The 12,333-nt window shown below is 69.6% G+C and carries 11 protein-coding genes; 8 read left to right on the top strand and 3 right to left on the bottom strand.

Annotated elements, in window-relative coordinates; translation table 11 throughout:
- Positions 1 to 15 precede the first annotated feature (15 nt).
- Positions 16 to 666 (top strand): DUF6461 domain-containing protein, encoded by a 651-nt coding sequence (locus ACQP2O_RS37290; RefSeq protein ID WP_433173525.1) that lies wholly within the window; start codon positions 16 to 18, stop codon positions 664 to 666.
- Between the two features lie 37 nt (positions 667 to 703).
- Here the strand turns inward: ACQP2O_RS37290 and ACQP2O_RS37285 are convergent, their stop codons facing one another.
- Complete coding sequence (locus ACQP2O_RS37285; RefSeq protein WP_433173523.1) at positions 704 to 1,750, bottom strand: NAD(P)-dependent alcohol dehydrogenase; 1,047 nt, start codon at positions 1,748 to 1,750, stop codon at positions 704 to 706.
- Positions 1,751 to 1,846: 96 nt separating this feature from the next.
- On the opposite strand from ACQP2O_RS37285, the gene ACQP2O_RS37280 reads away from it, so the two are divergent.
- The gene (locus ACQP2O_RS37280) at positions 1,847 to 2,434 is read left to right on the top strand and encodes a TetR family transcriptional regulator (RefSeq protein ID WP_433173521.1); all 588 of its coding nucleotides are present in this window, start codon (positions 1,847 to 1,849) and stop codon (positions 2,432 to 2,434) included.
- Between the two features lie 37 nt (positions 2,435 to 2,471).
- On the opposite strand, the gene ACQP2O_RS37275 is transcribed toward ACQP2O_RS37280, so the two are convergent.
- On the bottom strand, positions 2,472 to 3,137 hold the full coding sequence (locus tag ACQP2O_RS37275) for a TetR/AcrR family transcriptional regulator (RefSeq protein ID WP_433173519.1): 666 nt from the start codon (positions 3,135 to 3,137) through the stop codon (positions 2,472 to 2,474).
- A gap of 90 nt (positions 3,138 to 3,227) precedes the next feature.
- Between ACQP2O_RS37275 and ACQP2O_RS37270 the strand changes: the two genes are divergently transcribed.
- Together ACQP2O_RS37270 and lon are read left to right on the top strand one after the other, a co-directional pair.
- On the top strand, positions 3,228 to 4,358 hold the full coding sequence (locus tag ACQP2O_RS37270; RefSeq protein WP_433173517.1) for an FAD-dependent oxidoreductase: 1,131 nt from the start codon (positions 3,228 to 3,230) through the stop codon (positions 4,356 to 4,358).
- Between the two features lie 157 nt (positions 4,359 to 4,515).
- Positions 4,516 to 6,915, top strand: coding sequence for an endopeptidase La (gene lon / locus ACQP2O_RS37265; protein ID WP_433173515.1), 2,400 nt, complete (start codon positions 4,516 to 4,518; stop codon positions 6,913 to 6,915).
- 182 nt (positions 6,916 to 7,097) lie between these two features.
- Here lon and ACQP2O_RS37260 read toward each other — a convergent pair whose 3' ends face one another.
- Positions 7,098 to 8,690 carry a nitroreductase family deazaflavin-dependent oxidoreductase gene (locus ACQP2O_RS37260; RefSeq protein WP_433173513.1) on the bottom strand — a complete coding sequence of 531 codons (1,593 nt, stop codon included), beginning with the start codon at positions 8,688 to 8,690 and terminating at the stop codon, positions 7,098 to 7,100.
- A gap of 366 nt (positions 8,691 to 9,056) precedes the next feature.
- On the opposite strand from ACQP2O_RS37260, the gene ectA reads away from it, so the two are divergent.
- From ectA to thpD, 4 genes are all read left to right on the top strand, one after another.
- Positions 9,057 to 9,575, top strand: a complete 519-nt coding sequence (gene ectA / locus ACQP2O_RS37255; RefSeq protein WP_433173512.1) for a diaminobutyrate acetyltransferase — start codon at positions 9,057 to 9,059, stop codon at positions 9,573 to 9,575.
- A gap of 28 nt (positions 9,576 to 9,603) precedes the next feature.
- Positions 9,604 to 10,851: a diaminobutyrate--2-oxoglutarate transaminase gene (gene ectB / locus ACQP2O_RS37250; RefSeq protein WP_433173511.1), complete on the top strand. Its 1,248-nt coding sequence runs from the start codon at positions 9,604 to 9,606 to the stop codon at positions 10,849 to 10,851.
- Positions 10,852 to 10,916: 65 nt separating this feature from the next.
- Positions 10,917 to 11,309, top strand: coding sequence for an ectoine synthase (locus ACQP2O_RS37245; protein ID WP_433173509.1), 393 nt, complete (start codon positions 10,917 to 10,919; stop codon positions 11,307 to 11,309).
- A gap of 78 nt (positions 11,310 to 11,387) precedes the next feature.
- Positions 11,388 to 12,296 carry an ectoine hydroxylase gene (gene thpD / locus ACQP2O_RS37240; RefSeq protein WP_433173508.1) on the top strand — a complete coding sequence of 303 codons (909 nt, stop codon included), beginning with the start codon at positions 11,388 to 11,390 and terminating at the stop codon, positions 12,294 to 12,296.
- Positions 12,297 to 12,333 lie beyond the last annotated feature (37 nt).

Here is a 12,333-nt window from a genome sequence, read left to right as displayed (position 1 = left end):
TCTAACCTTGATCCCGTGTCATCGAACCTCGGGCGGCCCGCGGCCGTCGCAGCCGACTACGCGTGGATCGGAGACGACGGGGGCGGCGGTCTGTTCTCGGCGTCCTGCCTGACCCTCGTACGCGGAGTCACACCGCGGGAGTTCATGGACCGGCTCGGTGCGCGGATAATGTTCGACGCTCTGGAGCTGGCCGAGGAGTTCACCGATCTCTCCTTTCAATACTGGGACGAGCCGCACTACGGCGACGTTCAGTTCATCGGCGCCATGACGGTGGCCGGGGACGGCGGGGACTGGACCCTGGCGCTGGAGGTGAACGGGCATCTGGGCGTGACTCCCTCCGTCGTGGTCCCGGTCTCGGCGGGGACTCGGCTGGTCTCGCACCGCTACAACGGTGGCAACGCCTTCGGCAGCTTCTACTGGATCGAGGACGGCGACATCCGGCTGGAGTTCGAGCCCCTGTTCGCCCACCACCGGGAGGGCAGCACCCCGGACGCCCTCCTCGAGGACATGAAGCAGATCGGTTTCGACCTGGAAGAGGACCGCGAGGACATCGGTCCGACCACGACGGCCGCCTTCGCGCTGGCCGAGCGGCTCACCGGAGTCCGCGTGACCCCGGCCATGCTCGACGACGCGGTCTTCTTGTGCGGCACGGCCGCCGACGGCTGAAGGCCGACATCACCAGCGGCCAAGGGGATCGCCTCAATCAGGACAGGTCGGACATATCAAGTACGAAGCGGTAGCGGACGTCGTTGCGCTGGAGGCGGTCGAGAGCTTCGTTCACGCGCGCCGAGGGGAGAAGTTCGATGTCGGCGGTGACGCCGTGCTCGGCGCAGAAGTCCAGCATGGCGGCGGTCGCGGGTCGGCCGCCGCTGCCCGCGGAGCTGAGGTTCTTGCGTCCGATGAGCAGGTCGGTGGTCTGTACGGTGACCGGTCCGAGGTGCCCGACATGGCTGAGTGTCCCGTCCATGGCGACCAGCCGCAGATAGGGGCCGAGGTCGTGGGGGACGGAGATGGTGTCGATGACGACATCGAACCGGTCCCGGGCGCCGGCCATCTGCTCCGGGTCCGTGGAGACGATGAGATCGTGGGCGCCGAGCCGACGGGCGTCGTCGGCTTTGTCCGCTGATCGGCTGATGACCGAGGCGCTGGCGCCGAGCGCCACGGCGAGCTTGACCGCGAGATGACCCAGGCCGCCCAGCCCGCACACGGCGACGCGAGTGCCAGGCCCCACGCCGAGGGTGTGCAGGGGCTCCCACACGGTGATTCCGGCGCAGAGCAAGGGGGCCGCGGCGGCGGGATCGAGACCGGCGGGGAGGAGGTAGGCGAAACGGTCGCGGACCACGTACTCGCGGGAGTAGGCCCCCAAGGTCGTCGATCCGTCGTGGCGGTCGGTGCCGCCGTAGGTCAGGGTCGGAAACTCGTGACAGAAGTTCTCCTGACCGGCCCGGCACATGGCGCACGCGCCACACGAGTCGACGATGTTGCCGACGGCGACCGGATCGCCGACGCTGAATCGAGTGACCTCCCGCCCGACCTCGGTCACCAGACCCGTGAACTCGTGGCCCGGCACGAGGAGAACATCTCCCGTGCCGGAATGGGCGCGGACGGCGTGCAGATCGGTGTGGCAGACGCCGCAGTAATCCACGCGTACTGCGATGTCGTCGGGACGCAGCTCTCGCCGTTCGAGGGACACCCGCCGCAGCGTCGTCGTCCCGGGACCGTCCGCGCGCCAACCCATCGTGGTCCTCACATCCGACTCCTTAAACAGACTGTTCGGTTTATTTCATGCTAGGCACATGCGCCGTCGCGAAGCAAACCGACTGTTCTGTTGGATACGGTGGCGGTTATGGCCGATCAGCAACTCACCGCACGTGGCGCCGCGACCCGCGGGCGCATCCTCGACGTGGCGACCCGGGAGTTCGCCGAGCACGGGATCGCCGGGGCGCGCATCGAGCGGATCGTGGCCGCGGCACGCACCAACAAGGCGCAGCTCTACGCCTACTTCGGCAGCAAGGAGGGGCTGTTCGACGCCATCTTCTTCGGCTCGCTGGAGCGCATCGTGAACGTCGTTCCGATCGACGCCACCGACCTCGCGGACTGGGCCGTGCGCCTCTACGACGAATACCTCCGCCGCCCCGACCTCATCCGGCTGGCCACGTGGGCACGTCTGGAGCGACGTCCGGCCGGTCACCTCGTCGACGATGCCGAGCGTCTCGACGACCGCAAGCTGCGCGCCATCGCCGACGCGCAGGCCGCGGGCATCGTGCGACCGGGTGACCCGTTCGACGTGATGGCCATGGTCATCGCGATGTCCATGGCATGGTCGCCGGTCAGCAACGTCTACGCCGCGACCGCCCAGGAGCCCCCAGAAGTGCACGATCGGCGTCGCGCCCTGCTCCACGAGAGCGTCAGACGAGCCGTGACGCCCGGCTGACGACGCCCCGACTCCCTTTCCCTGGGGTGGTGGTCGCCTACCGAAGTGTTGCGATACCGGCCAGGAAGATGTCGACGCCGGAGAGGAATTGCTCGCGGTCGTCGTGTTCGCTCAGCTGCGCCGCCGCCTTGTGCACGAACGGGTACTTGCCGGGGTCGAGCTGCTCCCATTGCGCGGCGACGGCGGACAGGAAGGCCGTCCGGTCGGTCTCGCTGGAGGCAAGGATCCGGGCGTTCGCGGCGTTCTGCCCGGCGACACCGAGGACGTAGTTCACGAGCGCGCCCGCGGCGTCGAAGAGCGCCTGCTCGGGAACGCCGAGTGCGTCGAGCAGGCTGCCGATGCACTCGTAAATCTCCAGCAGGGCGGGACGCCACGGCTCCCGGGAGAGTTGAGCACCGACCCACGGGTGTGCGTCGATCGCGTCGAACAGGCCCAGCGCCACGGTACGCAGAGCCTCCCGCGGCTCCGCATCGACGACCACGCCGGTCATCACACCGGCGATGATGTCGTCGGTGGCCGCCGCGAGCAGGTCGCTCTTGCTCGCCACGTGGTGGTAGACCGCCCCGTAGCCGGTGCTCAGGCGGCCGGTGATCGCCCGCAGAGTCAGCGCGGCCTCGCCGCCGGTGTCGAGAAGGTCGGTCGCGGCCTTGACGATCAGCTCCCTGGACAGTCCATCCGTGCGCCGCGGGGTCCTCTTCGCCATGGGTCCCATCATGGCACGTTTGGATCGTCGATCCAAAGTCGTGCTAGCGTTTTGGATCGACGATCCAATGAAGCTGGTGAGAGGAACACCATGACCACGCCTGTCACGATCATCGGAGCAGGTCTCGGCGGTCTTGTGCTGGCCCGCGTCCTGCACCTGCACGGCATCCCGGTCACGGTCTACGAGGCGGAGCCCTCGCCGGCCGCACGCCGCCAGGGCGGATTGCTCGACATCCACCCCTGGAACGGCCAACCGGCACTCGAGGCGGCCGGCCTGATCGAGGGGTTCCGCGGGCTCATCCTGGAGGGCCGCGAGTCCTATCGGGTCCTCGACCGGAAGGGGACGATGCTGCTCGACCTACCCGACGACGGCACGGGAGTGCGTCCCGAGGTGCAGCGCGGCGCGCTGCGACAGCTGCTGCTCGATTCACTCCCGCACGGCACCGTCCGATGGGGCCGCAAGGTCACCGGCGTGCGCGCGCTGGAGGAGGGCCGCTACGAGGCGAGACTGGCCGACGGCACAGCCGTCGTCACGAGCCTGCTCGTCGGTGCGGACGGCGCGTGGTCACGAGTTCGCCCGCTGCTCTCCGACGCCACCCCCCAGTACGTCGGCGTATCGGTCGTCGAGACGTTCCTGTTCGACGGTGACACCCGCCATCCCGCCGTCGCGGAAGCGGTCGGCGCCGGATCGCTGTTCGCGCTCGCACCGGGCAAGGGCATCCTGGCCCACCGGGAGAGCGGCGGAACCCTGCACACCTACACACAACTGCTGAAGCCACAGGACTGGCTCGCCGACACCGATGTCACCGATGCCGCGACCGTGACCGCGCGGGTCGTCGGGGAATTCGGCGGCTGGGCCCCCGAGCTCACCGCCCTCATCACCGAAAGCGACACCCCTCCGGTCCTGCGCCGCCTCTTCACCCTGCCCGTCAGGCACCGCTGGGACCGTGTGCCGGGGGTGACCCTGCTCGGCGACGCCGCCCACCTCATGCCGCCGAACGGCGAAGGCGCCAACCTGGCCATGCTGGACGGCGCCGAACTCGGCCAGGCCATCGCCGCACACCCGGACGACACAGAGGCCGCCCTCGCCGAATTCGAGCAGGCCATGTTCACGCGCGCAGCCGCCGAAGCCGCGGACGACGACATCTACAAGATCATGTTCGGCGATGACGCACCCCACAGCATGGTCGCCATGCTGACCGAGGCCGAGCAGGCGTCCTGACCCGCGAGACTTCGGGACGGCTCAACCGCTCACGCTCGCCGGTCGTCCCTTTCGCGCGTCTCCCGGATGAGCGTGATCGCTGACAGCGAACGGGCCTGCGGAAATTTATCGGGACTCTTCTTTCTTGAGTGTGGGTGACTCAAGCTTTGGAGGACTGATGAGCAAGATCGTCACCCTGCCGGTGCTGCCGCTCGACGACGAGGTCGTACTGCCCGCGATGGTCGTGCCGCTCGACCTGTCGGAGAGCGACGTGCGGGCGGCGATCGACGCCGCGCGCGCGACCGCCGTCTCCCGGGGCCCTGGCATCCGGTCGGAGGACAAGCCGCGGGTGCTGCTGGTGCCCCGGCTGAACGGCAAGTACGCGGCCGTCGGCACGCTCGGCGTCGTCGAGCAGATCGGCACGCTGCCCGGCGGTGGACCCGGCGCCGTCGTCCGTGGTGTCGCGCGCGTCCGCATCGGTTCCGGGACGACCGGTCCCGGCGCGGCCCTGTGGGTCGAGGGGACCGAGGTCGAGGACACCGGTCTCGGCACCCGGGCCGAGGAACTGGCCAAGGAGTACAAGGCGCTCGTCGTCGGGGTGCTGGAGAAGCGCGGCGCCTGGCAGGTCGTCGACATGATCCAGCAGATCGAGGACCCGTCGGTGATGGCCGACCGGGCGGGCTACGCCTCGTACCTCAGCGCCGAGCAGAAGGTGCGCATCCTGGAGACCGCCGACGTGACCGAGCGTCTCGAGCTCGCGATCGGCTGGACCCGGGAGCACCTCGCGGAGCTGGACGTCGCCGAGACGATCCGCAAGGACGTCGAGGAGGGCGTGGAGAAGCAGCAGAAGGAGTTCCTGCTCCGCCAGCAGCTCGCCGCGATCCGCAAGGAGCTGAACGAGCTCAACGGCGACCCGTCCTCCGAGGAGGAGGACTACCGGGCCCGCGTCGAGGCGGCCGACCTGCCGGAGAAGGTCCGCGAGGCGGCCCTGAAGGAGGTCGACAAGCTCGAGCGGACCTCCGACCAGTCGCCGGAGGGCGGCTGGATCCGTACCTGGCTGGACACGGTCCTGGACATTCCCTGGAATGAGCGGACCGAGGACGCCTACGACATCGCGGGCGCCCGGCAGATCCTCGACGAGGACCACACGGGCCTCGACGACGTCAAGGAGCGGATCGTGGAGTACCTCGCCGTGCGCAAGCGGCGCGAGGACCGCGGTCTCGGCGTGATCGGCGGCCGGCGGTCCGGTGCGGTCCTGGCGCTCGTCGGCCCGCCCGGCGTCGGCAAGACGTCCCTGGGCGAGTCGGTGGCGCGGGCGATGGACCGGAAGTTCGTCCGCGTCGCGCTCGGCGGCGTCCGGGACGAGGCGGAGATCCGCGGTCACCGGCGGACGTACGTCGGCGCGCTGCCCGGCCGCATCGTCCGGGCGATCCGCGAGGCGGGCACGATGAACCCGGTCGTGCTGCTCGACGAGATCGACAAGGTCGGCGCGGACTACCGCGGCGACCCGACGGCGGCGCTGCTGGAGGTGCTGGACCCGGCGCAGAACCACACGTTCCGGGACCACTACCTGGAGGTCGAGCTCGACCTGTCGGACGTGGTGTTCCTCGCCACGGCGAACGCGCTGGAGACCATCCCCGAACCGCTGCTGGACCGCATGGAGCTCGTCTCCCTCGACGGCTACACCGAGGATGAGAAGGTCGCGATCGCGCGTGACCACCTGCTGCGGCGTCAGCTCGACAAGGCGGGCCTGACCGCCGACGAGGTGACGATCGGTGACGACGCGCTGCGGCTGCTCGCCGCCGAGTACACGCGGGAGGCGGGCGTACGGAGCCTGGAGCGGGGGATCGCCCGGGTCCTGCGCAAGGTCGCGGCGAAGGTCGCGCTGGAGGAGCGGACGCTGCCGGTGACGGTCGGCGCCGACGACCTGCGCGACTACCTCGGCCGTCCGCGCTTCACGCCGGAGACGTCGCTGAACGAGTCCGAGCGGCGTACGGCGGTGCCGGGCGTGGCGACCGGGCTGGCGGTCACCGGAGCGGGCGGCGACGTGCTCTACATCGAGGCGTCGCTGGCCGACAAGGAGACCGGCGAGACCGGCGTCACCCTGACCGGCCAGCTGGGCGACGTCATGAAGGAGTCGGCGCGGATCGCGCTGTCGTACCTGCGGTCGCGCGGCGCGGAGCTGGAGCTGCCCGTCGGCGACCTGAAAGACCGCGGCGTGCACGTCCACGTCCCGGCCGGGGCTGTTCCCAAGGACGGGCCCAGCGCGGGCATCACGATGACGACGGCGCTCGCCTCGCTGCTGTCCGGGCGGCTGGTCCGCACGGACGTGGCGATGACCGGTGAGGTGTCGCTGACCGGGCGGGTCCTGCCCATCGGTGGGGTCAAGCAGAAGCTGCTCGCCGCGCACCGGGCGGGGATCACCACGGTGATCATCCCGAAGCGCAACGAGCCGGATCTGGACGACGTGCCGGCCGAGGTCCTGGAGCAGCTGACCGTCCACCCGGTCAGCGACGTCCGGGACGTCCTGAACCTGGCGCTGGAACCGGCCACGACCCGCGACACCGTGGCCGCCTGACCGACCCGGACCGAAAGAACGCGAACGGCGCCCCTCCGGACCTCCGGAGGGGCGCCGTTCGTCTAGCGGGTCTCAGCCCCGCGGCTCCCGGGTTTCAGCCCCGCGTCTCGCGGGTCTCGGCCCTGCGTCTAGCGGGTCTCAGTCCCGCGTCTCGCGGATTTCAGCCCTGCGGCTCCCGGGTCTCAGTCCCGCGTCTCGCGGGTTTCGGCGCCCCGCGGGCTGAGGCGGAAGACCCGCAGCTCTCGCCCTGACCGCTCGACGTACCTGTCGTACGTCGGCCATGTCTTGAGCAGTCGTGGCCAGACCTCGGCGCGCTCGGCGCCCTCCAGCAGCCGCGCGGTGACCGGGACCGTACGGCCCCGGTAGCTGACCTCCCCGTTGGGCTGGTTCAGGAGGTTGGTCGTCCACGCGGGGTGGTTCTCACGCCCGAAGTTGCTGCCCACCACCAGGAAGGAGCCGTCCGCTTCGGGCAGGCAGGCCAGCGGCGTCTCGCGGGGCAGGCCGCTGCGGTGCCCGACGGCCGTCAGAAGGAGGGTCGGTACGACGTACTGCCCCATGAGGAAGCGGCCGCCGGTCAGACGGTGCACCGCGCGGTCCAGTGGCGGGACCACCTTCGGCCCGACCCTCGCGAACCACGCGGATCCGGCCATCCGCGCGACCGGCGCGGTGACCATGGCCTGCAGCCTGCTTCGTGGCATGACGGGTCCTGCCTTTCTGTCCGAGGCACTCGAAGTGCCGGCCGGGGGTTCATGATCCACGCCGGTGGCCAGGCGGCCGGCCCGGGCGGGGGAGAGGTGCCCGGCCGCGGTGAGCCAGCGCAGGGCGTCCGCCAGGCTCTCCTCCACCGGCCGGAGGGTGAGCCCGAGCGCGTCGACGGCCGGGGCGTCGTCGGAGGGCACGAGCGTGACCATGAACTCCGCGGCGTCCCGGGTCAGCGGGTAGTCGAAGGGGCGTACGCGCTTGGCGGCGTCGAGCAGCGAACCGAGCGCGAGCATGAGCCCGGAGGGGACGGCGATCCGGCGGCAGCGCACGCCGGTGAGGGCGTCGCATCGGTCGGCCAGCTCCGACCAGGTCAGGTAGTGCCCGCCCAGGGTGTACCGCCGCGGCCCGTGCCCGGGGGCGACCGCGCGGGTCAGCGCCTCCGCGAGGTCGCGGACGTCGATGAGCGACACGCCGCCGCGCGGCACCGGCCAGACCAGGTCGAGGGCGCCGGCCAGTCCCTCCATCATCGCGTCGAGACGCGGCTGCCGGGGGCCGATCACGCCGCCCGGGTAGAAGATCGTGACGGGCGCGCCGTCGTCCTGCAGGCCGCGCACGTAGCGTTCGGCCGCGACCTTCGACCGGCCGTAGTCCGTCCGTGGGCGTGCCAGCGGGTCGTCCGACCGGATGACCGGTCCCGCGGGCGGCACGAACACCGCGATGGTGGACACGTGGATCACCGGATCGAGGTCTCGGGCGACCGCGCCGCCGACCACGGTCCGCGTGCCGGCGACGTTGACCTCCATGACGTCCGTACGGGCGTCGGTGACGCCGAGCGCGGCGGCGGCGTGCACGACGGCGTCGCACCCGTCGAGGGCGTGGGCGACGGCTTCCTCGTCGAGCATGTCGCCGGGGTACATCTCCACCGCCTCGGCCTCCACCCCGATCGCGCCGAGGACCTTGGCCGCCCGGCCGGGATCGCGCACCATCGCCCGTACCTGATGACCGGCCGCGAGCAGAGCACGGATGGCGTACGAGCCGACGAATCCCGACCCACCTGTGACGAGGACGCGCATGATGTCAAACTAGCGCTTGGTGGGAGACTTCGGTCACGCTGACGTTCGGTGAGACTACTCGGATGGCCGATAAATGTGTGAAGTACATCACATAGCAGACGCCGATCGGGTCGTCCTTCGTCGCGATGGGGTGATCACTTGGAGTGATGGCCTGTTCGGCTGGGTGTGATTGCGGGCCCCGCTCGGAGGCCGCGTGTCCTCACTGGTCAGACCCCTGATATCGGGCCTGGCTCCGGGCGGATCGGCCGGTCGGCCCGATATCGGAGATCAGGAAAAGGCCATTTGTACCCGGCTTCCACGCCGCCAAACATGCGCCTCGTGATCTCGGAACAACCCACGGTCACCGCTTCGCTAGGTTCGTAACCCATGTCGTCAGAACAAGTTCGCAGGCGGCCGCCGCCTCGCGCCCCCGTCGTCGACATCGGATTCGGTCCGCCGCGTCTGGAGGACGGTCGGCACCTGTGGCGTGTCGCCCGGGACTCCGGAACCCTCGACCTCAATTCCCCCTACAGCTACGTGCTCTGGTGCCGGGACTTCGCCGCGACCTCGGTCGTGGCACGTGCCGAGGACGAGGTCTGCGGGTTCATCACCGGGTTCTCCCGGCCCGAGGACCCCGGGACCCTGTTCGTCTGGCAGGTCGCGGTGGACGCCGAATGGCGGGGACGCGGGCTGGCGCGCCGGATGCTCGACCACCTGGCCGACGGCGGGCCACGGTTCGTCGAGGCGACGGTGACGCCGGACAACACGGCGTCGGACCGGCTGTTCGCGTCGTTCGCCCGTGCACGCGGTGTCGCGCTGCGGCGGACGCCTCTCTTGAACGCGGACCTGTTCCCCGGCGATCACGACCCCGAGGTGTTGTACCGAATCGGGCCGCTCAACAGCTGAATCCACCAGGAGACGGGTGAGAAACCGCATGAACGTGTTCGAGTCCCTCGAGTCAGAGGTCCGTAGCTACTGCCGGGGATGGCCGACGGTCTTCCAGAAAGCCTCCGGCAGCCACTTGTACGACGAGAACGGCCGCGCCTTCCTCGATTTCTTCGCAGGTGCCGGAACCCTCAATTACGGCCACAACAACCCGCTGCTCAAAGAACGGCTCATCTCCTATCTGGCCGATGACAACCTCGTGCACAGCCTGGACATGCACACGGTCGCCAAACGCGACTTCCTGGAGACGTTCCAGGAGGTGATCCTCGCGCCGCGCGGCCTCGACTACAAGGTCCAGTTTCCCGGGCCGGCGGGCACCAACGCCGTCGAGGCGGCGCTGAAACTGGCCCGTAAGTACACCGGCAGGGAGACGATCGTCAGCTTCACCAACGCCTTCCACGGCATGTCGCTCGGGGCGCTCGCGGTCACCGGCAACTCGATGAAGCGCAGCGGGGCCGGCATCCCCTTGAACCACGCCGTTCGCATGCCGTTCGACAACTATCTCGACGGGCGGACTCCCGACTTCCTTTTCTTCGAGCGTCTGCTGGGCGACAGCGGAAGCGGCCTGGACACGCCCGCGGCCGTCATCGTGGAGACCGTGCAGGGCGAGGGCGGGCTCAACGCGGCCAGCCCGGAATGGCTCCGCGGACTCGCGGACCTGTGCAAGCGGCAGGACATCCTGCTCATCGTCGACGACATTCAGATGGGTTGCGGCCGGACCGGGCCGTTCTTCAGTTTCGAGGACGCCGGCATCGTCCCGGACATCGTGTGCCTGTCGAAGTCGCTCAGCGGGTACGGCCTGCCGTTCGCCGTCACCCTGCTCCGGCCGGAACTCGACGTGTGGGAGCCGGGCGAGCACAACGGCACCTTCCGCGGGCCGGGCCCGGCCTTCGTCACCGCCGCCGCGGCGATGGACTTCTGGACCGACGAGGGCATGGAGAAGGACACCCTCGCCAAGCGCGACCAGATCGAAGGGGCGCTCCAGGGCATCGCGGCGGCCCACCCGGAGCGGATCACCGGCACCCGCGGGCGTGGCATGGCCCAGGGGATCGCCTTCACCGAACCGGAGAAGGCCCCGGCCGTGTGCCGCGCGGCGTTCGACCGCGGCCTGCTGATGGAGACCTCCGGCCCGGAGGACGAGGTCGCCAAGCTGCTGCCGCCCCTCACGACGACCACCGCCGAACTCTCCGAAGGCCTGGAGATCCTGGCCGACTCGGTCGACGCGGTCCTCGTCTGAGCCACCTCGATCCACCCGCTGAGCCACCCCGATCCACCCGTAAGCCCACCGGAAGGAGCGGTCCAATGATCGTGCGCACGCTCGAGGAGATCACCGGAACCGAGCGCGACGTCGAGGCGCCGACCTGGCGTAGCCGGCGGCTCGTCCTGGCGAAGGAGAAGGTCGGATTCTCGCTGCACGAGACCGTCCTGTACGCCGGCACCGAGACCCGGATGTGGTACGCGAACCACATCGAGGCGGTCTACTGCATCGGCGGTGAGGGCGAGCTCATCAACGAGGAGACCGGTGACAAGTACCGTCTCGAGCCCGGGACCATGTACCTCCTCGACGGGCATGAGCACCACGTCGTCCGCGCCCACACGGATCTGCGCACCGTCTGTGTCTTCAACCCTCCGGTGACGGGCAGAGAGGTGCACGACGAGAACGGCGTCTATCCGCTGATCACCGAAGAGACGTGAGCCGTCGTTGATCCGGAACGACGGAGCAGCCCTCTTCCATCCAGACCCTCGGACCACGCCACGATTGGAATGCAAGCGATGACAGAGCATGCCTGCCCCACTCCCGGCCCGAACGACCAGTACCCCACCCGCCGCGCCAGCGAGCCGGCCCTGCTCTACCGCACCGACCCGGTCGTCCACGGGAACGCCGACGGCCCGATCGACCAGGAGACCCTGGTCGCGTACGAGGCCGACGGCTTCCTGACCGTCGACGAGCTCCTCGCCCCGGAGGAGGTCGAGCGCTACCGCGCGGAACTGCGGCGGCTCGCCGACGATGAGGCCGTCCTGCGCGACGACCGGACGGTCACCGAGCGCGGGTCCGACGAGATCCGGTCGATCTTCGAGGTGCACAAGGTCAGCGACGTGTTCGCCGAGCTCGTCACGGACCCCCGCGTGGTCGGCCGCGCCCGGCAGATCCTCGGGTCGGACGTGTACGTGCACCAGAGCCGGGTGAACTACAAGCCCGGGTTCAAAGGCAAGGACTTCTACTGGCACTCGGACTTCGAGACCTGGCACGCCGAGGACGGCATGCCGCGGATGCGCGCCGTCAGCATCTCGATCGCGCTGACGGAGAACTTCGTCCACAACGGCGGCTTGATGATCATGCCGGGCTCGCACAAGACCTTCGTGTCCTGCCTGGGGGAGACCCCCGCGGACCACTACAAGGAGTCGCTGCGCGGCCAGGAGATCGGCACCCCCGACCCCGACAGCCTGTCGATCCTCGCTGACAAGCACGGCATCGAGCTGTTCACCGGGCCCGCCGGTTCCGCGACGATGTTCGACTGCAACTGCATGCACGGGTCGAACGGCAACATCACCCCATTCCCCCGCTCGAACGTCTTCATCGTGTTCAACAGCGTGGAGAACACCTGCGAGGAGCCGTTCGCGGCTCCGTCGCGACGTCCCGAGTTCATCGCCGCCCGCGACTTCACACCGGTCGGCGCATAACCGGAAATCCTCCCCCCACAGCGGCCGCCGGCGACGC

It is taken from the genome of Actinoallomurus sp. CA-150999 (assembly GCF_050942425.1).
Lineage (GTDB): Bacteria > Actinomycetota > Actinomycetes > Streptosporangiales > Streptosporangiaceae > Actinoallomurus.
The sequence above is the reverse complement of the archived record's forward strand: the minus strand, read 5'-3'. Positions and strand labels throughout refer to the sequence as shown.